23 protein-coding genes, 1 tRNA gene and 1 pseudogene are annotated in these 20,684 nt (G+C 62.0%); 15 read left to right on the forward strand and 10 right to left on the reverse strand.

From position 1 onward, the window contains the following. Nucleotides 1–494: 494 nt before the first annotated feature. Both AC245Y_RS23265 and AC245Y_RS23270 read right to left on the reverse strand, forming a co-directional pair. Complete coding sequence (locus AC245Y_RS23265) at nt 495–779, reverse strand: hypothetical protein (protein WP_017995735.1); 285 nt, start codon at nt 777–779, stop codon at nt 495–497. Nucleotides 780–1,017: 238 nt separating this feature from the next. Next, a tRNA-Leu gene (locus AC245Y_RS23270) sits at nt 1,018–1,104 on the reverse strand. A gap of 169 nt (nt 1,105–1,273) precedes the next feature. On the opposite strand from AC245Y_RS23270, the gene AC245Y_RS23275 reads away from it, so the two are divergent. Continuing rightward, a complete protein-coding gene (locus AC245Y_RS23275; protein ID WP_017995736.1) occupies nt 1,274–1,693 on the forward strand; it encodes a BA14K family protein in 420 nt (139 codons plus the stop codon). Between the two features lie 9 nt (nt 1,694–1,702). On the opposite strand, the gene AC245Y_RS23280 is transcribed toward AC245Y_RS23275, so the two are convergent. After that, nucleotides 1,703–1,996 (reverse strand): Rdx family protein, encoded by a 294-nt coding sequence (locus tag AC245Y_RS23280; protein ID WP_003544579.1) that lies wholly within the window; start codon nt 1,994–1,996, stop codon nt 1,703–1,705. Nucleotides 1,997–2,199: 203 nt separating this feature from the next. Here AC245Y_RS23280 and AC245Y_RS23285 point away from each other — a divergent pair, with 203 nt between their 5' ends. From AC245Y_RS23285 to AC245Y_RS23295, 3 genes are all read left to right on the forward strand, one after another. Continuing rightward, nucleotides 2,200–2,976 (forward strand): type 1 glutamine amidotransferase, encoded by a 777-nt coding sequence (locus AC245Y_RS23285; RefSeq protein ID WP_017995738.1) that lies wholly within the window; start codon nt 2,200–2,202, stop codon nt 2,974–2,976. 11 nt (nt 2,977–2,987) lie between these two features. Beyond that, nucleotides 2,988–3,536 carry a sugar O-acetyltransferase gene (locus AC245Y_RS23290; RefSeq protein ID WP_017995739.1) on the forward strand — a complete coding sequence of 183 codons (549 nt, stop codon included), beginning with the start codon at nt 2,988–2,990 and terminating at the stop codon, nt 3,534–3,536. 183 nt (nt 3,537–3,719) lie between these two features. Beyond that, a complete protein-coding gene (locus AC245Y_RS23295) occupies nt 3,720–4,172 on the forward strand; it encodes a GFA family protein (RefSeq protein WP_026157535.1) in 453 nt (150 codons plus the stop codon). A gap of 1 nt (nt 4,173) precedes the next feature. Here the strand turns inward: AC245Y_RS23295 and AC245Y_RS23300 are convergent, their stop codons facing one another. The 3 genes from AC245Y_RS23300 to tenA all read right to left on the reverse strand — a co-directional run bounded on the left by AC245Y_RS23300 (nt 4,174) and on the right by tenA (nt 7,223). Further along, nucleotides 4,174–4,413: a type II toxin-antitoxin system CcdA family antitoxin gene (locus AC245Y_RS23300; RefSeq protein ID WP_245274034.1), complete on the reverse strand. Its 240-nt coding sequence runs from the start codon at nt 4,411–4,413 to the stop codon at nt 4,174–4,176. A gap of 202 nt (nt 4,414–4,615) precedes the next feature. Next, on the reverse strand, nt 4,616–6,448 hold the full coding sequence (gene lepA / locus AC245Y_RS23305; RefSeq protein ID WP_012759770.1) for a translation elongation factor 4: 1,833 nt from the start codon (nt 6,446–6,448) through the stop codon (nt 4,616–4,618). 76 nt (nt 6,449–6,524) lie between these two features. Continuing rightward, nucleotides 6,525–7,223, reverse strand: coding sequence for a thiaminase II (gene tenA, locus AC245Y_RS23310; RefSeq protein WP_026157536.1), 699 nt, complete (start codon nt 7,221–7,223; stop codon nt 6,525–6,527). 136 nt (nt 7,224–7,359) lie between these two features. On the opposite strand from tenA, the gene AC245Y_RS23315 reads away from it, so the two are divergent. Together AC245Y_RS23315 and AC245Y_RS23320 are read left to right on the forward strand one after the other, a co-directional pair. Next, nucleotides 7,360–7,926: a helix-turn-helix domain-containing protein gene (locus AC245Y_RS23315; protein WP_026157537.1), complete on the forward strand. Its 567-nt coding sequence runs from the start codon at nt 7,360–7,362 to the stop codon at nt 7,924–7,926. A 24-nt stretch (nt 7,927–7,950) separates the two neighbouring features. After that, nucleotides 7,951–8,469, forward strand: coding sequence for a GNAT family N-acetyltransferase (locus AC245Y_RS23320; RefSeq protein ID WP_017995745.1), 519 nt, complete (start codon nt 7,951–7,953; stop codon nt 8,467–8,469). A 15-nt stretch (nt 8,470–8,484) separates the two neighbouring features. Here the strand turns inward: AC245Y_RS23320 and AC245Y_RS23325 are convergent, their stop codons facing one another. Next, the gene (locus tag AC245Y_RS23325; protein WP_017995746.1) at nt 8,485–9,096 is read right to left on the reverse strand and encodes an HAD-IA family hydrolase; all 612 of its coding nucleotides are present in this window, start codon (nt 9,094–9,096) and stop codon (nt 8,485–8,487) included. 133 nt (nt 9,097–9,229) lie between these two features. Between AC245Y_RS23325 and AC245Y_RS23330 the strand changes: the two genes are divergently transcribed. The 3 genes and pseudogenes from AC245Y_RS23330 to AC245Y_RS23340 all read left to right on the forward strand — a co-directional run bounded on the left by AC245Y_RS23330 (nt 9,230) and on the right by AC245Y_RS23340 (nt 11,823). Next, nucleotides 9,230–10,255: a histone deacetylase family protein gene (locus AC245Y_RS23330; RefSeq protein WP_017995747.1), complete on the forward strand. Its 1,026-nt coding sequence runs from the start codon at nt 9,230–9,232 to the stop codon at nt 10,253–10,255. A gap of 9 nt (nt 10,256–10,264) precedes the next feature. Next, nucleotides 10,265–10,839: pseudogene (recX, locus tag AC245Y_RS23335) on the forward strand (recombination regulator RecX). Nucleotides 10,840–10,911: 72 nt separating this feature from the next. Further along, on the forward strand, nt 10,912–11,823 hold the full coding sequence (locus tag AC245Y_RS23340) for an EamA family transporter (RefSeq protein WP_017995749.1): 912 nt from the start codon (nt 10,912–10,914) through the stop codon (nt 11,821–11,823). 45 nt (nt 11,824–11,868) lie between these two features. Here the strand turns inward: AC245Y_RS23340 and AC245Y_RS23345 are convergent, their stop codons facing one another. Beyond that, nucleotides 11,869–12,336, reverse strand: a complete 468-nt coding sequence (locus AC245Y_RS23345; protein WP_003544609.1) for a group III truncated hemoglobin — start codon at nt 12,334–12,336, stop codon at nt 11,869–11,871. 226 nt (nt 12,337–12,562) lie between these two features. Here AC245Y_RS23345 and mbfA point away from each other — a divergent pair, with 226 nt between their 5' ends. Beyond that, the gene (gene mbfA, locus AC245Y_RS23350) at nt 12,563–13,546 is read left to right on the forward strand and encodes an iron exporter MbfA (protein WP_012759778.1); all 984 of its coding nucleotides are present in this window, start codon (nt 12,563–12,565) and stop codon (nt 13,544–13,546) included. Between the two features lie 162 nt (nt 13,547–13,708). On the opposite strand, the gene AC245Y_RS23355 is transcribed toward mbfA, so the two are convergent. Both AC245Y_RS23355 and AC245Y_RS23360 read right to left on the reverse strand, forming a co-directional pair. Continuing rightward, nucleotides 13,709–14,308, reverse strand: a complete 600-nt coding sequence (locus tag AC245Y_RS23355; RefSeq protein WP_012759779.1) for a transglutaminase-like cysteine peptidase — start codon at nt 14,306–14,308, stop codon at nt 13,709–13,711. A 165-nt stretch (nt 14,309–14,473) separates the two neighbouring features. Further along, nucleotides 14,474–15,307: an alpha/beta hydrolase gene (locus AC245Y_RS23360; protein ID WP_017995750.1), complete on the reverse strand. Its 834-nt coding sequence runs from the start codon at nt 15,305–15,307 to the stop codon at nt 14,474–14,476. A 177-nt stretch (nt 15,308–15,484) separates the two neighbouring features. Between AC245Y_RS23360 and infC the strand changes: the two genes are divergently transcribed. The 5 genes from infC to pheT all read left to right on the forward strand — a co-directional run bounded on the left by infC (nt 15,485) and on the right by pheT (nt 20,667). Next, the gene (infC, locus tag AC245Y_RS23365; protein WP_072640862.1) at nt 15,485–16,021 is read left to right on the forward strand and encodes a translation initiation factor IF-3; all 537 of its coding nucleotides are present in this window, start codon (nt 15,485–15,487) and stop codon (nt 16,019–16,021) included. Nucleotides 16,022–16,347: 326 nt separating this feature from the next. After that, nucleotides 16,348–16,551: a 50S ribosomal protein L35 gene (gene rpmI / locus AC245Y_RS23370; protein ID WP_003544621.1), complete on the forward strand. Its 204-nt coding sequence runs from the start codon at nt 16,348–16,350 to the stop codon at nt 16,549–16,551. Between the two features lie 38 nt (nt 16,552–16,589). Further along, nucleotides 16,590–16,994, forward strand: a complete 405-nt coding sequence (rplT, locus tag AC245Y_RS23375; RefSeq protein WP_012759783.1) for a 50S ribosomal protein L20 — start codon at nt 16,590–16,592, stop codon at nt 16,992–16,994. 150 nt (nt 16,995–17,144) lie between these two features. Then, nucleotides 17,145–18,227, forward strand: coding sequence for a phenylalanine--tRNA ligase subunit alpha (gene pheS / locus AC245Y_RS23380; protein ID WP_012759784.1), 1,083 nt, complete (start codon nt 17,145–17,147; stop codon nt 18,225–18,227). A 16-nt stretch (nt 18,228–18,243) separates the two neighbouring features. After that, nucleotides 18,244–20,667: a phenylalanine--tRNA ligase subunit beta gene (gene pheT / locus AC245Y_RS23385; protein WP_017995752.1), complete on the forward strand. Its 2,424-nt coding sequence runs from the start codon at nt 18,244–18,246 to the stop codon at nt 20,665–20,667. Nucleotides 20,668–20,684 lie beyond the last annotated feature (17 nt).

Consider the following 20,684-nt stretch of genomic DNA (forward strand, 5'->3'; position numbering starts at 1 on the left):
TCCGGGCTCTCGACAGGCGGAACGGCCGTATGTTCATCCTTGCCCCGGTATCCGATTTCGTTCTTGTGCGAGGCTTGCGGGGGTGTCGGAACGGGAGCCGCGCGTTTCGCAGGCCGTGCGTTGAGCAATGGAGCAGCTTGCCGTTCGGCACATCCCGTTCGGCCGAAGGCACGTCCTTCCAGTTTTACGAGGAGCGCCAAGCGGGCGCAATTGATCCGACCAGAAGCGGCCGATCCTGATAGTAAAGCGTCAGATAGCCGGCCGATTGCCCCCGGGCAAAGGCCCGGCGCGTCGGCGGGAAGAAAAAATCCCACTTCGGAATCCCGAAATTCCCCCGCTTCGGGATTCCGAAATTCGACGCCTTTCGCGGGCTGTCGCCGTGGAGAAACATCCAATGATTTCAATCCCGCAGCCAATTTCGGGATTCCGAAGTGCTATATAGATTATGGTGGGAGTCCCCCCGCGCCGCCAAACCTTGGCCGGATCGTGTGCGGTTATGCCTCCAGACGAAGCTGGAGGGAAGCGTCGTCTGCCTCGACGACCTTGGGCTTACGCTTTGTTGCCGCACGGCGTGCTGGCTTGGTGGTTTTCGGCCGAGTGTCGGAGCCGAGCTCGTCTGCCTCGGAGCTGGGCACCAACAGGCCGACCGCAGGCCCCGTAGCGGCTACCTCAATGACCGGCTTCGGCTTCGGCATTTCAATGGCCGGCTTGGCAGCTGACACCTCGCGGGCCTTTATAGGCTCGGGGGTGCTGGCTGGGGTTGTGGCGAATCGGATCATCAGCAAAACTCCATCTGTTCGCTTTATGTTCGCATTTGGGAGTGAGGGAGTCAATGCAGGCCAGCTATCAAGAGCGGCAGGAATAAACATCTAGAAATGAGGGCTTCGGAGAGATCTTGGGAGCTATTGAGCGAACAAGCCCTTGAGCGCATCGCGATTGGCCTTTGTTGCAAGGCACCTGCGCAACTCTAGTTGGAAAGGCTTAACTCCTTGATCTTGGTAGTGATCAAGAATGGAATGGTGCCCAGAAGAGGACTCGAACCTCCACACCCTTTCGGGTACCAGCACCTGAAGCTGGCGCGTCTACCAATTCCGCCATCTGGGCGACGGAGAGCGATGTAAGGGGGTGGCTCCTGACTGTCAACTGGGTTTTTGAAGTTTTTCTGACAGTTGGCGAGAAAGCCGCTGATCACATGGGCGGGAGTGGCGCTAGGCGGGGCATAGCGCTTCGGTGGTCACGCCCTATATAAAGGAAATATCGAAAGGAATGCCACATGCCTATTGCTCGTACGCTTCTGCTCGCCAGTCTTTTAGCTCTTCTATCGCCCGCAATCGCCGGGGCCGATTCGCTGAAGCTGGGCAAGCCGGGGGTCGGGCCGCTGAACACGGGATCGACGCTCTGCGATTTTCGCGGTTGCTTCGGTTTCGGGCCGCAGCAATGGCATCGCCCCGCCTATGTCCAGCCGAACTACCGTCCACGCGGCGCGGGGCCAACCTATTACCGGCCGGGCGCTGCCGGGCCGCCGCAGCTGACTTATGATCCGCCGCCGGTGCAAAGAGTGCAGCCGAAAGTGCGCGACATGAATAGCCATGCCGCCTGGTGCAGCAACGAATACCGCTCCTACAATCCGCGGACCGACCGTTTCCTCACCTATGAGGGCATCTACAAGACCTGCCGCTCGCCCTATCGCTGAGCCGCGTGGTTAGCTTTCGAGCGAGGCGCGGTCGACGTGGCCGAGATCGCGGCCGGGCTCGACGATGTCGCGGACCCGCTGTTTCAGCTCCTTCGGCCCGGGAAAACCGCCGTCGCGCTTGCGCTCCCAGATCAGATCGCCATTGACGCGGATCTCGAAATTGCCGCCGGTGGCGGGGATCAGCGCCACTTCGCCGAGGCTGTCGGAAAAAGTATGCAGCAGCTCCTGCGCCATCCAGCTGGCGCGCAGCAGCCAGTTGCACTGGGTGCAGTAGAGGATCGTGACGCGGGCTTTTTCGGTCATGGCGATGTCCTTTCGTTTGCTGAGATTTAAGCCCTGTGGCGCGTGCGCGCAATCGCCCTCGCAGAGCATGATGCCGAAAAGTGTGAGCGGTTTTCGGGCGACATCATGCTCTAACTATTTAATTAAGAACAGGATTCAGATTTTGGGCCGAACCGGCCTAAAGCCTCAATCCTGTTCTGGCGTCTTGCGCGCCGCCCTCCGCCATGGTCTCTTCCCGTGGTCGGCCATACCGGGAAGAACTTATGCGCGTCGCAGTCATCGAAAACATGCGGAATACCGGCCTCGGCGCGCTTGCCGCGGCCCTCGACGAGGCGGGAGCGGAGATCGAGTGGTTCCGGGTGTGGCAGGACGGCATCCTGCCGAAAGATATATCCGGCCATGACGCGCTGGTCGTTCTTGGCGGCGAGCAGAGCGCGCTGGATGACCAAACCCACCCCTATCTGCCGGAACTCGTCCGGCTCACCCGCCGCTTCGGCGATGCCGGCAAGGCCGTGCTTGGCATCTGCCTCGGCAGCCAGATCCTCGCCCGCGCCTATGGCGCCGACAATCACTTAGGAATCGCCCGCGAATTCGGCTGGCACGGGATCGGCGTCACCGCCGAGGGCCGGACCGATCCGCTGCTGTCGGCGCTTGGCGGCGAATTCACCATCTTCGAATGGCATGCCGATACGTTTTCCCTGCCTGAGGGCGCGGCGCGCCTCGCCTCGAGCCCCGTTGCAGAGAACCAGGCCTTCCGCATCGGCCGCGCCGTCTATGGCACCCAGTTCCATTTCGAGGCCGATTCAGCGGTCGTCGAACAATGGAAGGCCGAATTTCCCGACACGATCGCGCGCATTGCGCCGGGCTGGCTGGAGAACCATGCCGAACTGGCGGCAAGACATGGCGGAGCCGCCGATGCCGCGGGCCTTGCCATCGCGCGCGCTTGGGTCAGCCTGATCGAGCGGCAAGAGGTCGAAATGCTGTCGCAGGCCTCGGCGTGAGGGCCAATGCGATGCCCGCCAGCGAACGCGAAAAGATGGCGGCAGGCGAATGGTATTGCTGCCTCGATGACGAGCTCGATCTTTTGCGGCGGCAGGCGCGTGCCGCTGTCCACGCCCATAATACGCTGCCGCCGGACGAACGCGGCGCGATGGCGCCGGCCCTGAGGGCGCTCTTTGCGCAGGCAGCACTCGATGTCTTCATCGAGGCGCCGTTTCACTGCTCCTACGGCATCAATATCACTCTCGGCGAGCGCGTCTATTTCAATGCCGGCTGCACCATCCTCGATTCCGGCCGGGTGACGATCGGCGACCGCAGCATGTTCGGCCCCGGCGTGCAGATCTATTGCGCCGAGCATCACAAGGAGCCGGCACTGCGCAGCACAGGCATCGAGATCGCCAAGCCTGTCACCATCGGCAGCGATGTCTGGATCGGCGGCAGCGCTATCATCCTCGGCGGCGTCACGATCGGCGACGGTGCGATCGTCGGCGCCGGTGCGGTGGTAACAAGGGACGTGCCGGCCGGCGCAACCGTGGTCGGCAATCCAGCCCGCATCCGCTAGAGCAATTCCAGCAAAAGTGCGTAGCGGTTTTGCGTCCGGAATTGCGTGAAAACAACGAGATGGAGCATTTCCGTGATTCGGAGAAAACGGAAATGCGCTAGCGCCGGCAAGGCCGCCCATTCCGCGATGACCTCGACAGCGGCGAAAGCTCCGCTAGATCAGAAAGCAAAACGGGAGGACATCATGAGCGTTCGGAATTTACCCATGGAAGGCGGCTGCCGTTGCGGCCGGGTGCGATTGAAGATCAGCGCCCCGCCGCTGCTCACCATGGCCTGTCATTGCACGGGGTGCCAGAAGATGACATCGAGCGCCTATTCGCTGAGTGCGGCCATCCCCAGCGAAGGCTTCGAGGTCACGCAGGGCGAGCCGGTGATCGGCGGTCTGCATGGTTTCACGAAGCATTATTTCTGCCCGCATTGCATGAGCTGGATGTTCACCCGGCCGGAAGGCATGGACTGGTTCGTCAATCTGCGCGTGACCATGCTGGATGATCCGAGCTGGTTCACCCCTTTCATCGAGACGTGGACGAGCGAGAAGCTGTCATTCGCCGAGACCGGCGCGGTATACAGCTACACGGCGCTGCCGGAGATGGACGCCTATGAGGGGCTGGTGAAGGAGTATATGGGCAGGGGGTAAGTCAAAACTGCCTGTATTTCGCAAACGGCAAGCCATGCTTTGCGACATACTCATTTTGCTCCGCGATCGCCTCGGCGTTTTCAATTCGCCAAAGTCTTTCGCGTTCTTCGCGAGGCAGCGTTTCATCGTCGCTTGTTTTTTGATCGAAGGTCGGAGCTTTGCAGCCCCTTTCGATCTTGGAATGAGTGTTTGTACCCATCACCGATCCCGGTTTGCCAGTCGTTCGGCTTTCATCGTTCATCGCAGAATCCCCTCGGAGATAACTGTTGACGGAGCCTTAACCACGTCTCTTTCGTCATGCTCGGGCCTGTCCCGAGCATCTGCAGCCGTTTGATATGTAGCAGATCCTCGGCACAAGGCCGAGGATGACGGCGAACAAAGAGCGAGGCTCGTCAACATCTAAGGAGACCTACGTCTCCTCGTCAAAAAAGCTCTGCGAAAGCCTATTCGTCGCCCATCTTCAGCGCAGCGATGAAGGCTTCCTGGGGGATTTCCACCTTGCCGAACTGGCGCATGCGCTTCTTGCCGGCCTTCTGCTTGTCGAGCAGCTTGCGCTTGCGGGTGGCGTCGCCGCCGTAGCATTTGGCGGTCACGTCCTTGCGCAGCGCCGAAATCGTCTCGCGGGCAATGACGTTGCCGCCGATCGCCGCCTGGATCGGGATCTTGAACATGTGCTTCGGGATCAGTTCCTTGAGCTTCTCGCACATGTCGCGGCCGCGCTTTTCAGCTGCCGTCCGGTGCACCATCATTGACAGCGCGTCGACCGGCTCGCCATTGACGAGGATCGACATCTTCACGAGGTTGCCCTCGCGGTGGTCGGTCAGCGTGTAGTCGAAGGAGGCATAACCCTTCGAGATCGACTTCAACCGGTCGTAGAAATCGAACACGACTTCGTTAAGCGGCAGATCGTAGGTCAGCATCGCACGCGTGCCGACATAGGTAAGCTCGATCTGGATGCCGCGCCGGTCCTGGCAGAGCTTCAGGATGCTGCCGAGATAATCGTCGGGTGTCAGGATTGTCGCGCGGATCCACGGCTCGTGGATTTCCGAGATTTTGACGACATCGGGCATGTCGGCCGGATTGTGCAACTCGCGCTCCGTGCCGTCGGTCATAAACATCTTGTAGACGACCGAGGGTGCGGTGGCGATGAGGTCGAGGTCGAACTCGCGCTCCAGCCGTTCCTGGATGATTTCCAGATGCAGCAGGCCGAGGAAGCCGCAGCGGAAACCGAAGCCGAGGGCCGCCGACGATTCCATCTCGAAGGAGAAGGAGGCGTCGTTGAGGCGAAGCTTGCCCATCGCGGCGCGCAGATCCTCGAAATCGGCGGCATCGACCGGGAAGAGGCCGCAGAACACCACCGGCTGCGCCGGCTTGAAGCCCGGCAGCGCCTGGGCCGTCGGCCGCTTGTCCTCGGTGATCGTATCGCCGACGCGGGTATCGGCCACTTCCTTGATCGAGGCGGTGATGAAGCCAATCTCGCCGGGGCCGAGGCGGTCGATATTGACCATCTTCGGCGTCAGCACGCCGACGCGCTCCACCTGGTATTTCGCATCGGTGCCCATCATCCGCACCGTCTGGCCCTTGGTCAGCACGCCGTCGATGACGCGGACGAGAACCATGACGCCGAGATAGGCGTCGTACCAGCTGTCGACGAGCAGCGCCTTCAACGGCGCCTTTTCGCCGCCGGGGCTCTTCGGCGCCGGTAGCCTGTGGACGATCGCCTCCAGCACGTCGGGAATGCCGAGGCCGGTCTTTGCCGAAATCAGCACCGCCTCCGAAGCGTCGATGCCGATCACCTCCTCGATCTGTTCCTTGATGCGGTCGGGTTCGGCCGCTGGCAGGTCGATCTTGTTGAGGACGGTGACGATCTCGTGATTGTTGTCGATCGCCTGATAGACGTTGGCGAGCGTCTGCGCTTCGACGCCCTGGCTGGCATCGACGACGAGCAGCGAACCCTCACAGGCCGACAGCGACCGTGAGACTTCATAGGCGAAGTCGACGTGGCCGGGCGTGTCGATCAGGTTGAGAATGTATTTCTCGCCGTTGTTCGCCTGGTAATGCAGGCGCACGGTCTGGGCCTTGATGGTGATGCCGCGCTCGCGCTCGATATCCATATTGTCGAGCACCTGCTCGGACATTTCGCGCTCGGCAAGGCCGCCCGTCGTCTGGATCAGGCGGTCGGCCAGCGTCGATTTGCCGTGGTCGATATGGGCCACGATCGAAAAGTTGCGGATATGGGACAGCGGAGTGGTGGAATTGGTGCTCATGCGCGCCATATAGCAGCGCCGCCCCCTGCCGCAAAGCGGTAATTATCCTGCTGTTTACGCTATTTCGTCCTGTGCCGGGCGCCGATCAGACCGGCCACGTCTCCAGCCGCCAGGCCGAATCCCAGAACATCCATTCATATTGCGAGGCGCGCACGAAGACATCGGTCATTTGCGCCCGCTCCACCGGCGATGCGGCGCGGGCGGCGATGTCGGTCAGCGCGATCACTTCGCGGGCACCGGCGGCAAATTGCGGATCGCCATAGGTGTTGATCCAGGCCTGGAAAGCATTGCCTTCGATAGCAGGCCGGTTCTTGATCGCTTCGCCGACATGCCAGTAGATCCAGAAGCAGGGAAGGATGGAGGACAGCGCCACCGCGTAGGAGCTGTGATAGGCGGTGGCAAGCAGGAAGTTGGTATAGGCAAAGCCGGCAGGCGAGGGTTCGGCTGATGTGACGTCGGCAGACGTGATGCCGAACTGGGTGAGGAAGCCGGCATGCAGGCCCTGCTCGACGGTGATTGCCTTCTGTGCCGAACCGAGGAAGCGCAGGACCTGCGCATTGTCGGGTGCCTTGGCCGCGACGATCGCAAGGCATCGCGCATAATGCTTGAGGTAGAGCGCATCCTGCAGGATGTAATGGCGGAAAACCTCCGGCGGCAGCGTGCCGTCCGAAAGGCGCTGCAGCAGCGGCAAGGCCTCGATTTCAGCCATGATCGGCGCGATCCTGTCCCAGGCGGCAGCCGTGAAGCTTCCCGTCAGTTCCGTGCTCTGCTTGCTGGCGTCCATCACTCTCTCCTCGGATTGCGCCGCCATATATGGACGGCGTAGCGGCGAAAGCAAGGCACGTTTGGCCGCTTTTCGTAGCCACTTGATTCCATCATCGGATAATGTATTTCTCTTATAGTAGAAATTGGACTGGAAAATGGAACCGGAACTCGAACAGGCGATCGGCATCCGCATTCGCACACTGCGGCAGGAAAAGGCTCTCACGCTCGATGAGCTGGCTACGGCCTCCGGCGTCAGCCGGGCGATGATCTCGCGCATCGAGCGGGCGGAGGCGAGCCCGACCGCCTCGCTGCTGGCGAGGATCTGTGCAGCACTCGGCTTGTCGCTGTCGGCCTTCTTTGCGGAAGACGGGCAGGCCTCGCCGCTCGCTCGCAGGCAGGAACAACAGGTCTGGCGCGATCCGGAGACCGGTTATATCAGACGGTCTGTTTCGCCCGCGGGCACGGCTTCCGATGTCGATATCGTCGAGGTCGAATTCCCGGCCGGCGCCCGCGTCAGCTTCCCCCCGCATGCGAGCGCCCATGGCATGACGCAGCATATCTGGCTGTTCGACGGCGAGCTAGAGATGACGGCGGGTGAAACCGTCTACCGGCTGCGGCCGGGCGATTGCCTCTTCATGCCGGTCGGCGAGGGCCACGTCTTCCACAATCCCGGCAACGCACCGGCGCGCTATTGCGTCGTGCTCGATCGCGGCGGCCGATAACAGCTTTCATTTCAGGAGAACAGCATGCCTGCTATTCGTATCCTTTCCGCCGAGGAGGCCCGCGCCGCCATTCCGGCTCTTTCGCAAGTGCTTGTCGATTGCGTCGCGGGCGGTGCCTCCGTCGGCTTCATGCAGCCCTATGGGCCTGAGGACGCCGAGCCCTATTGGTGTGATGTCGCCGATGCCGTTGCCACCGGCGGCAATCTGCTACTGGTCGCTGAACTCGACGGCAGGATCGTCGGCACCGTCCAGGTGGGTGCCGCGCAGATGCCGAACCAGCCGCATCGCGGCGATCTGAAGAAGCTGCTGGTGCATCGCTCGGCCCGCGGCAGGGGGCTCGCCCGGCTGCTGATGGATGCCGCCGAACGCGAGGCAGCAAGCCGCGGCAAGACCCTGCTCGTGCTCGACACGGCAACCGGCAGCGATGCCGAGGCGATCTATCCGCGCCTGGGCTGGCAGCGCGTCGGCGTCATCCCCGATTATGCGCTGTGGCCGGAAGGCGGTTTCTGCGCCACCACCCTGTTCTACAAGCGGCTCGCCTGATTGCGCCGGCCCCGCTCAAGCCGGCCTGGCGAAGACCGGAAACGCGCCGCCGAGCGTCGCGCCCGCCGTCCATTGCGCGGCAGTCCAGCCGAATTGCCGCGCCGCTTCGATATTTTCGGCCATATCGTCGATGAAGGCGATTTCGCCGGGCAGCACGCCGGCCCGCTCGGTCGCCAGCCGGAAGAAATCCGGGGAAGGCTTGCTGTGTCCGAGTGCCGCGGAATAGATGATGTCGTCGAAATGCGCGTTAAGGCCGATCTGCTCCATCAAGTAACGTGCCCGCCTATGCTCCTGGTTGGTCGCCAGCAGGAGAGTGATGCCGCTTTGCCTGAGAGCGGCGAGTTCTTCCAGCAGATTGCGATCGAGGCGGGAATCGTTTTCGAACCAGTAGTCGATCAGCGTTTCGGCGCTGAGGTGCGGCGCGATCTTTACGAGAACGCCGGCGAGCCTCGGCTCCAGCGCCGCGCGGCCGACGATAATATCGCCCCAGTGCGTCTGGAAGAATTCCTGCTGCAGCAGGTCGAGGCGCAGGCCGAGATCGCGCTCGAGATAGGTGAAGTGAGGCAGGCCATCGATCGGGCGACCATGAATGAGCACGCCGTCGACATCGACCATCAGCACTTTCATGCGAAAAATTTCCTCGTTCTCAAAACACCGGCGAAGGTGGCGTCATTATTCCAGACGATCAAGGCCCCGCGCCGCTTTTTTGTCAGGGCCGAGCCGTGTAAATCTCCATTGTCAATCAAGGGCAGGATCTGAAATGCGCGTCATCTATTCCGAGGATCACAAGCTGCGCGATGCCAGGACGGAGCTGCACGCAGGCCAACTGGTGACGCCCTTCGAGGCGCCGTTTCGTGCCGAATGGATCCTGGCGGCGGTCAAGCAGGCGGGCTTCACCGACGTCGTGGCGCCCGATCCGCACGGACTGGAAACGGCTCGAAAAGTACATGATCCCGCCTATCTGGATTTTCTCGCCACGGTCTGGGACCGCTGGGTGGCGGCCGGTTTTACCGGCGAGGCGATCGCCAATTCCTTCGCCGTTCGCCGCACCAGCCAGCGTGTACCCGACAATATCGTCGGCGCGATCGGCCACTACGCCAATGCCGCCGATACCTCGATCACCAAGGGCTCCTACGAGGCGGCGATCGCTTCCATGCGCTGTGCTATATCAGGCGCCGACTGGCTGACGCAGGGCAATCGCTTCGCCTTCGCGCTCTGCCGCCCGCCCGGGCACCATGCCGGCATCGATCTCTTCGGCGGCTATTGCTTCATCAATAATTCAGGTGTCGCAGCGCAGCGGCTGCTCGATAGCGGTGCGAGGAAGGTCGCGGTGCTGGATGTCGATTTCCATCATGGCAACGGCACCCAGGATCTGTTCTATTGCCGCGGCGATGTCTTCACCGCCTCGCTGCATGGCGATCCCATGCAGGCCTTTCCCTATTTCCTCGGCCATGCCGACGAGGAAGGCGAGGGGGAGGGTGCCGGCGCCAACCGCAACTATCCGATGCCGCCGGGCACGCCTTGGGATATCTGGTCTTCGGCCCTTGCCGATGCGCTCACCCGCATCAAGACATTCGGCGCCGAGGCGGTCGTCGTGGCGCTCGGCGTCGATACCTTCGAGCGCGATCCGATCTCCTTCTTCAGCCTCACCTCGGACGATTTCACCCGCATGGGCGCGATGATATCAGCCACCGGCTTGCCGGTGCTCGCCTGCATGGAGGGCGGTTACGGCGTGCCGGAGATTGGCCTTAACGTCGCCAACGTCCTCAAGGGTCTGGAAGCCTGATCACCGCCGATGACCGACGAGACCGTTCCATCCGATATCCCGACATCCCGCATGCTGAGTTGGGCGCGCAACTCCGCTATCTATCGCCTGGAGCGACGGATGATGACGGAAAAGCAGCTGTTTGACGCCATTAGCCGCAAGGCGAAGGAGAAATTCGAGGATATCAGCGCGGCGCAACTCAAGGCCATCGCCGATTTCGCGGTCAAATTTGCCTATGACAACAAGGTGCTCGACGACAGCGCCTATGCGGAGATCAGCACGCGCTCTGCCGTGCGCGGCGGTAAATCGAAGCGCGCGATCGCCCAGAAGCTAGCTGCCAAGGGCGTCTCCAGCGACAAGGTCGAGGCTGCACTTGAAGAGGCTGACGATCTCTATGCCGCAGCGATATTTGCCCGCAAGCGCGCCTTCGGCCCCTTCCGCCGGGTCGAGCTTGACGAAAAGCGAAAGGCCAAAGAGCTTTCGGCTTTCGCCGCAACGGCTTCAGCTTCGATATCGGCAGGAAGATCTTCGACATGAGCTTCGAAGACGCGGAAGAGGTCATCCTCGCCGGCCGATCTTTGGTGCCTCAGCATCAGCGCTCTTGATCCCGGCATGAAAAGATTGAATTTGGTTCTCCCCCGTCTTCGGCTTAGAACCGCGCCAGGATCGGGGGCCACATGGACATCAAGAATATCGAGACCGGCACGGATGGCGCAGCCTTGATTGCGCAGCCGGGCGTATCGTCGGCTTCTGGCGGCTTGGCGGCCGGTGTCGCGATGTGCCTGATGTCGATGTCATCGATCCAGTTCGGCGCGGCACTGTCTTCGTCAGCCATTGCGACCTATGGCGTTGCCGGCGCCACTTGGCTGCGGCTTGCTTTCGCGGCGATCATCCTTGCCGCCGTCGTCAGGCCTTCGGTGCTGCGTTATAGCGGCGCCCAATGGCGGGCGACATTGCTGCTCGGCACGACGACGGCTGCCATGACGCTGTGCTTCTTCGCTGCGATCCAGCGGCTGCCGCTCGGCCTGGCGATCGCCATCGATTTCCTCGGGCCGCTCTCGGTCGCCGTCTTCGGCTATGGCCTGAGCTGGCGGCTTACCTGGCCGTTGATCGCTGCGGCCGGTATTCTCTTCCTCGCCCATGACGGCGAAGGCTGGGTCGGCAATTCCTCAGGCGTCCTCTTTGCCCTCGGCTCGGCTGTCGGATGGGCGGTCTATATCCTGCTGACGAAGAAGGTCGGCGCTGCCTTCAAGGGGCTGGAAGGCCTCTCCATGTCGCTGCTCGTCGCCGGCCTCGTCGCAACACCCTTCGGTCTGGCTGAGACAGGGGCCGCCTTCACAGTGAAGGGACTGGTCGAGGTTCTCGGCCTTGCCATTCTCGTGCCGCTCTTGCCCTATGCGCTGGAGATGGTGGCGCTGCGGCGCATGCCGTCGGCATCCTTCGGCATCCTGATGAGCCTCGAACCGGCGCTCGGCGCTCTCGCCGGCTTTCTCATCCTCGCCCAGCCGATGACCGCGCTGCAGATGCTGGGTACGGCGCTCGTCGTGGCGGCCAGCGCCGGCGCCACCGCCTCGGCGGCGAAGACCTAGAAAAGTGTCAGCGTTCTTTGGGGAACGCCGTCTCTATAAGATGGATCAGGCGGGTTTGCGGGCGGGATCGTCGAGCGCCGGATTGTAGAACAGCGACAGTATCAGGCTCTTGGCGATCCGCTCCGCCGTTGCCATGAACCAGGCCTTGGCCTCCGGCGTTGGCGCGATATCGTCAAGCGTTGCGGCAAACAGCGACAGCCACTTCGGAAAGAGATCGGGTGTCAGGTTCTGGACACCCGTATGCGCCTGCACCGGCTTGCCACCATAGGCGCCGCTGCGGAAGGCAACGGCCGACCAGAAGCTCTTCATTTTCGCCATATGCTCCGGCCAGCGCCCGGATAGCCTGGCGTCGAACACCGGGCCGAGATCGGGATGCGCGAGCACGCGCCCGTAAAAGGTCTCGACCAGCCTGTCGATGAAGGCCGCGTCGACGCCCATTTCCCGCATCTCCGCCTCCGCCCTTTCGCGGATCGCCGCGACATGGGCAGGGCGGCCCTGAATGTCATTGTCCATTCCAAAACCCCGGCGCCGCGTGATGCGGCGCCCTCTCATATAGGTATTTATGGCAGCGCGCCAAAGTCGTCCGCGCCGCTTGCGGCAATCTGTCAGCAGCCTGCGGCGCCGCGCGTTTTTTCGAGCCGCGCAAAAGGACGCTGTAGCACTTTGAATTGCCCCACGCACTTGACCGCCACCGCCGCGCTCTTTAGATTTAGAATAATTCTAAAAATTGGAGAAGATCATGCTGGCGCGGTTTTTCAGATCCTCGAAACGATCCTTCGAATCGCTGTCCGAGCAGGAGATCCTTGCCCTTGGGATCGCCTCCGAGGAAGACGATGCCCGCATCTATCTTGCTTATGCCGACAGGCTACGCCGCGATTTTCCGGCCTCGGCCAAGGTCTTCGAGGATATGGCCGAGGTCGAGGATACGCACCGAAAATCGTTGATCGAAATCCATCGCCAGCGTTTCGGCGAGCGCATCCCACTGATCCGGCGCGAGCATGTGCAGGGTTTTTACGAACGCAAGCCCGACTGGCTCAGGGCAAACCTTTCGCTGGATGCGATGCGGCAAGAAACCGAGGCGATGGAGGAGCAGGCCTATCGTTTCTATGTCGAGGCGGCAAAACGCACCTCGGACGCCTCGACGCGTGAGCTTCTCGGCGATCTCGCCCTCGCCGAACAGGGACATGAGGATATCGCCCGCATGCTAGGCGACAAACATACGCCCGAAGACGTCAAGCACGACGAGGACGCGACGGTGCATCGGCAATTCGTGCTGACCTATGTGCAGCCGGGCCTTGCCGGACTGATGGACGGCTCGGTCTCGACGCTGGCGCCGATCTTCGCCGCCGCCTTTGCCACCCAGGATACCTGGCAGACCTTTCTCGTCGGTCTTTCGGCCTCCGTCGGCGCCGGCATCTCGATGGGCTTCACCGAAGCCGCCCATGACGACGGAAAGATCTCCGGCAGAGGCTCGCCGGTCAAGCGCGGACTTGCCTGCGGCATCATGACGGCGCTCGGCGGCCTCGGCCACGCACTGCCTTATCTGATTCCGCATTTCTGGACGGCGACGATCACCGCTGCTGTCGTCGTCTTCTTCGAGCTCTGGGCCATCGCCTTCATCCAGAACCGCTACATGGAAACCCCCTTCCTGCGCGCCGCCTTCCAGGTGGTGCTCGGCGGCGGTCTGGTGCTCGGCGCCGGTATCCTGATCGGGAATGGGTGAGGAGCGGTCGGGCGCAGCCCGAGCAATCGATCCAGCGAATCGATTGCAGCGACGAACGCCCTGAGCCCAAAGCGAAGGGCCGGGAGACGGTGCGGCATCCCAAACCAACAAAACAAAAAGGCCGGCAAACCGCCGGCCTTTCCACATTCTCTATTGCAACTCTTACCGCAGCGCGCCGACCAGGACGTCGCGGCCGTTCTCGATGGTGACCCAGCGGCCGGCATTGTAGCTCGACTGGCGCTTGACGAAGGAATAGGGCGTCCCAAACCACGGCTTGACGTCGGAAGCGAGGTTGTCGAGCACGAAATCGCCCTCGGCGGTGCGCAGCGTCAGCACGGCATGGCCTTCGCCGTCCGGCTTGCGCACGACGGTCATCAGCAGGTCGGCAGCCGAAAAGCCGCGCTGGATCAGCATGCGGCGCTTCAAGAGCGCGAAATCTTCGCAGTCGCCGGCGGTGGTCGGATAGGCCCAGACCTCATCCTTGCCGTAGATTTCCTTGTCGGTCATCGGCGTGATCGTGCGATTGACCGTGGCGTTGACCGAACGCACGAGCGACCACTTCCCCGGGTTCATGGCGACCGGGCCTGCGTTGCGGTTTGCGCCGCATTCACTGCGGTGGATCTGACAGAAATCGTAGTGGCCGATCGGCTGTGAGGTGGCATTGCCCGTTACCATTGAAGCATTTCTGCTTGGGGCCGGTATGGCGGCCGTCGCCATCGCAAACACGGCCATCATGGCCACAAAGATACCCTTGATCCGCACGCCCGCTCTTTCCTTGCATCGCCCCTTATTTATTAACAAAGTGTTAATGGAGAGGGCCCAAAAGAGTCAATCGTTACTTCTTGGGAGGACCTTGCGACTCGCCGACATGGTTAAAATGCAACGGCTTGGGGACCTGCAGCAGGCGAATTTATCCGCCTCTGCCATTCAGGCGGGCATCTGCCTATTTGTTGATGAACGGATGATGCCTTTGACGGCACTCAGGAGAAGCGCGATATCGCCGGGGCGTGAAAGGCGATGGTCGCCGTCGCGGACGAAGGTCAGCACCACGTCGTCGGCGGGAAGATGTTCGACCAGTTTCATCGCATGCGCATGCGGCACGTCGGCGTCTTTCATGCCCTGGAGAATGTGCACCGGGCAGCCGGTTTCGATGATGCCGTCGAGCACCCGGTTCTTTCGGCCGTCCTCGATCAGCGCCCGCGTATAGATGTTGGGTTCCGGGCTGTATTGAGAACGCTCTTCGAAATAGCCGCGCTCGGCCAGCGATTTGCGCTCTTTCGCCTTGAGGTTCGGCTCGATCAGCTCCGAGGTGAAATCGGGCGCCGGCGCAATCAGCACCATGCCTGCGAGCTTTGGGAGCGTCACGCCGCCCTGCCGCGCAAGCTCCTGCGCCAGCCTGAGCGCGATCCAGCCGCCCATCGACGAGCCGACGAGGATCACCTGATCGGGCGCGACATGACGGATGACGGCAAGCGCCTCCTCCAGCCAGCGCGAGATCGTGCCCTCGCCGAAATTGCCGCCGGAAAGTCCGTGGCCGGAATAGTCGAGGCGGATGCAGGCGAGCCCAAGTTCCGCCGCCAGCCCGTCGAGTTCCACCGCCTTGGTGCCGCTCATGTCGGAGCGGTAGCCGGACAGCCAGACCAGCGCCGGCGCGCCATTGCCGGCCTGCGCCGGGCGGACGAGCATGGCGATCTGACGCGCCGCCTCGCCCTCGCCAACCGTCAGGAACTGCGGCGCGGAATCGGGCATCTGATCGGACATCGGCGAAACTCCTGTTGTTTTGGCCTATAAAACAGATTCTTGGCAGGCTGACAGCGGGTGATTTTTCCGTTAAAGGATGATATTGACTCCGTTGCAGCGATGACGCGACACGTTTGTGCCCCTGATCGGGAGCGCGATGCTGCAACGTTCCGAAAACAACGCGAGGAGAATACGACCATTCGCAGACCTTTTAAAACCGATGCGCCCGTGAAGGACGGACCGCGCTCGAACCGTGAAATCCGCATTCCCAAAGTTCAGCTGATCGGGGCTGATGGACAGAATGTCGGCATCGTGCCCACCGACCAGGCTTTGAAAATGGCGGAAGAAGCCGGCCTCGATCTCGTCGAAATTTCCCCCAATGTCGAACCGCCGGTGTGCAAGATCCTCGATCTGGGCAAGCTGAAATATGCCAACCAGAAGAAGGCTGCCGAGGCGCGCAAGAAGCAGAAGATCGTCGAAGTCAAAGAAATCAAGATGCGCCCGAACATCGACACCCATGATTATGAGGTGAAGATGAAGGCGATGGGTCGCTTCTTCGACGAAGGCGACAAGGTCAAGGTGACGCTGAAGTTCCGCGGCCGCGAAATGGCCCACCAGGAACTCGGCATGAAGCTTCTGCAGCAGGTCAAGGCCGATACGATCGAGTTCGCCAAGGTCGAAGCCGAACCCAAGCTTGAAGGCCGCCAGATGATGATGGTGCTGGCGCCGAAATAAGCGCCAGGCAGTTTTTCGCCCAAGGCCGTCCGCAAGGGCGGCTTTTGTGCTTTCTGCCATTCTGCTTTGGGCCGGTGTATTTTGGGAGGCGCGAAGATTCCTCCGCGGCCCCGTTGCACTTTCATGACGCTGCGGTTATAAGCGCGCGTCCGAACTGACCGGCAGGGCATGCCGTGGCAGTTTCGAATGCTTGCGGAACGGTTCGTCGCCGATGCCGCAGATCAACAACAAACGCTCCCGCACCTTGTTGCGACGGCCGGAGAACCGGACTTCGCGGGAAGGGCTTTTTTGATGAAGCGCGCAGGGAGGACAGAAGGAGTAGCAAAATGCCCAAGATGAAGACGAAGTCCTCTGCCAAGAAGCGGTTCAAGATCACCGCAACCGGCAAGGTCAAGGCTGCCGCTGCCGGCAAGCGCCATGGCATGATCAAGCGTTCCAACAAGTTCATTCGCGATGCACGTGGCACCATGGTTCTCGCAGAACCGGATGGCCGCAAGGTTATCAAGAATTACCTGCCGAACGGTCTCTGAGACTCGTCCGCGAACGCTAGATTTAAGGAGATCATGATATGGCACGTGTAAAAAGAGGCGTCACCTCTCACGCCAAGCACAAGAAGGTTCTGAAGGCCGCAAAGGGCTTTTACGGCCGCCGCAAGAACACCATCCGTACCGCCAAGGCTGCAGTCGATCGTTCGAAGCAGTACGCCTACCGCGACCGCAAGGTCAACAAGCGCAACTTCCGCGCGCTTTGGATCCAGCGTATCAACGCCGCTGTGCGTGAATTCGGCCTGACCTACGGCCGCTTCATCGACGGCCTGAACAAGGCTGGCATCGAAGTCGACCGCAAGGTTCTCTCCGACATGGCGATCCACGAGCCGGAAGCATTTGGCGCGCTGGTCAGCGCTGCCAAGAAGGCTCTTGAATACCTCAAGGAAGCCGGCACGACGAACGAGTTTGAAGGCGCGGTCAAGTAACCAGCGCTTCCCAAGCTTTTGAATTTATGATTTTGGGAAACCCGCGCTGGTTTGGGCTAGCGCGGGTTTTTCTTTCTTTATATTCCTGGCGCCGGCTGGCGCCGCCTGCCTCCCGATCGCCCGCCTGATACTGGACGGAAAGAAGTGACAATGTCAGATATCGACCAGCTCAACACATCGCTGCTCGCCGAAATCGCTGCCGCCGATGACGAGACGGCGCTCGAAGCCGTGCGCGTTTCCGCCCTCGGCAAGAAGGGCTCCGTCTCCGAATTGTTGAAGACGCTCGGCGCCATGACGCCGGAAGAGCGTCAAAGCAAGGGCGCGGCGATCAACGTTCTGAAGAACGCGGTGACCGAGGCGCTCACCACCCGCAAGACGACGCTGCGGCAAGCGGCGATTGATGCGCGCCTGAAGGCCGAGACGGTCGATGTCAGCCTGCCGGTGCGCTCTTCGCCGGCCGAGCGCGGCCGTATCCATCCGATCAGCCAGATCGTCGACGAAATCACCGCGATCTTCGCCGACATGGGCTTCTCGATCGCCGAAGGTCCCGACATCGAGACCGATTATTACAATTTCACCGCGTTGAATTTCCCCGAAGGCCATCCGGCCCGCGAGATGCACGACACCTTCTTCTTCAACCCGGATGAGAATGGTGAGCGCAAGGTCCTGCGCACCCACACCTCGCCGGTGCAGGTGCGCACCATGGAGGCGCAGACACCGCCGATCCGCATCATCATTCCCGGCAAGACCTACCGCCAGGACTCGGACGCCACCCATTCGCCGATGTTCCATCAGGTCGAAGGCCTGGTCGTCGACAAGAAGGCCAATGTCGCCAACCTCCGCTGGGTGCTGGAAGAATTCTGCAAGACCTTCTTCGAGGTCGACAGCGTGACGATGCGTTTTCGCCCGTCCTTCTTCCCCTTCACCGAGCCCTCTTTCGAGGTCGATATCCAGTGCGACCGCTCCGGCCCGATCGTCAAGTTCGGCGAGGGGACCGACTGGATGGAAATCCTCGGTTGCGGCATGGTCCACCCGAACGTGCTGCGTCACGGCGGGCTCGATCCGGACGAATATCAGGGTTTTGCCTGGGGCATGGGCCTCGATCGCATTGCCATGCTGAAATACGGCATGCCCGACCTGCGCGACTTCTTCAACGCCGACGTCCGCTGGATGACGCATTACGGCTTCCGCCCGCTCGACATGCCGACGCTGTTCGGCGGCCTCAGCGCTTGAACGGAGAATTGGGACGATGAAATTCACGCTCTCCTGGCTGAAAGAGCATCTGGAAACGGATGCCGGCCTCGATGAAATCTGCACGCGCCTCACCGAGATCGGACTGGAGGTCGAGGATGTCGACGACAAGGCGGCCTTCAAGCCCTTCGTCATCGCCAGGGTCGTCTCGGCCGAAAAACATCCGCAGGCCGATCGCCTGAAGGTGCTGATGGTCGATACCGGTTCCGGCGCGCCGGTCCAGGTCGTCTGCGGCGCCCCGAATGCGCGCGCTGGTCTCGTCGGCGCCTTCGCAGCGCCCGGAACCTATGTTCCCGGTATCGACGTGACGCTCGCCGTCGGCAATATCCGCGGCGTCGAAAGCCATGGCATGATGTGCTCCGAAAAGGAGCTGCAGATCTCCGACAGTCACGACGGCATCATCGACCTGCCGGACGATGCGCCGGTCGGCCAGAGTTATGCCGCCTATGCGCATCTTGACGATCCCCTCATCGAGATCAACCTGACGCCCAACCGGCCGGACTGCACTTCGATCCACGGCATCGCCCGCGATCTCGCCGCCTCCGGCCTCGGCACGCTGAAGACGCGGCCCGCCCCGTCCTTCGCCGTCGAAGGCGAGACGCCGGTGAAGTTGACGCTCGATCTCGACGATCCGAAGCTCTGCCCGGGTTTTGCGCTTCGCTTGGTGCGCGGCGTCAGGAACGGCCCGAGCCCCCGCTGGATGCAGCAGCGGCTGATCGCCATCGGCCTGCGCCCCATCAACGCGCTTGTCGATGTCACCAACTACATGACCTTCGATCAGGGGCGGCCGATCCACGTCTTCGATGCCGCCAAGATCAACGGCAACCTGACCGTCCGCCGTGCCGCCGAAGGCGAGACGGTGCTGGCGCTCGACCAGCGCGAGTACAAGCTGTCGCCGAACAACGTCGTCATCTCCGATGAAAACGGTATCGAATCGATCGGCGGCATCATGGGCGGCGAACATTCCGGCTGCGACGAGAATACCGTCGACGTGCTGATCGAATCCGCCCTGTGGGACCCGATGAACATCGCCAAATCGGGCCGCAGCCTCGGCATCATCACCGATGCACGCTACCGCTTCGAACGCGGCGTTGATCCGGACTATATGGCCCCCGGTCTCGAACGCACGACGGAACTGGTGCTGGAGCTTTGCGGTGGCAAGGCCGCCAGGGCCGAGATCGTCGGCTACCAGGGTTACGAACCGAAGATCGTCGATTTCCCCTATTCGGAGGTCAAGCGCCTGACAGGCCTCGAGGTCTCGAATGAGGAAAGCAACACGATTCTGACGCGCCTCGGCTTCACCGTCTCCGGTTCCGGCGAGCGCGTCTCCGTCGCTGTCCCCTCCTGGCGTCCCGATGTCGACGGCAAGGCCGATCTCGTCGAGGAGGTCATGCGCATTCACGGCGTCGACAATATCAAGCCGGCGCCGCTTGAAAGCCATGCGGCCGTCAACGGCAAGATCCTGACGACGCTGCAGATCCGCACCCGCCTCGCCAAGCGGGCGCTCGCCGCGCGCGGCATGCTCGAAGCCGTCACCTGGTCGTTCATTCCTGAAGACCAGGCAAAGCTCTTCGGCGGCGGTTCGCCGACCCTCAAGCTTGCCAATCCGATCGCCGCCGAAATGTCGGATATGCGCCCCTCACTGCTGCCGGGCCTGCTGTCAGCCGCCCAGCGCAATGCCGACAAGGGTTACGGCGACGTCGCCCTCTTCGAGGTCTCCGGCACTTATGAGAACGACAGGCCGGAGGGTCAGCGCCGCGTTGCCGGCGGCATCCGCCGCGGCACGGCCTCACTTGCCGGCGCTGGTCGCGCCTGGTCGAACACCGCCAAGGGCGGCGGCAAGCCGGTCGACGTCTTCGACGCCAAGGCCGACGCGCTCGCCGTCATCGAAGCCTGCGGCCTGCCGATGGGCAATATCCAGATCGAGCAGGGGGGGCCGGCATGGTATCATCCCGGCCGCTCCGGCACGATCAAGATGGGGCCGAAGGTCGTGCTCGGCTATTTCGGCGAATTCCATCCGCTGACACTGGAAGCGCTCGATGTCTCCGGCGCGCTCTGCGGTTTCGAGGTCTATGTCGACACCATGCCGGAGGCCAAGCGCAAGGCGACGCGCACCAAGCCGGCACTCGAACTGTCGCCCTTCCAGGTGGTGCGGCGCGACTTCGCCTTCGTCGTCGATAAGACGGTCGAAGCCGGCGCCATCGTCAAGGCCGCCACGGGCGCGGACCGCAAGCTGGTGACCGGCGTCAATGTCTTCGACATTTTCGAGGGCGCATCGCTTGGCGACGGCAAAAAGTCGGTGGCGATCGAGGTTCAGATCCAGCCGGTCGAGCGCACGCTGACGGATGAGGATTTCGAAGCGCTGACGCAGAAGATCGTCGCCAGTGTTGCGAAATTCACCGGCGGTGTCCTCAGAAGCTGAGTTTACCCAACGTCGCC

The organism is Rhizobium sp. SRDI943 (assembly GCF_057653695.1).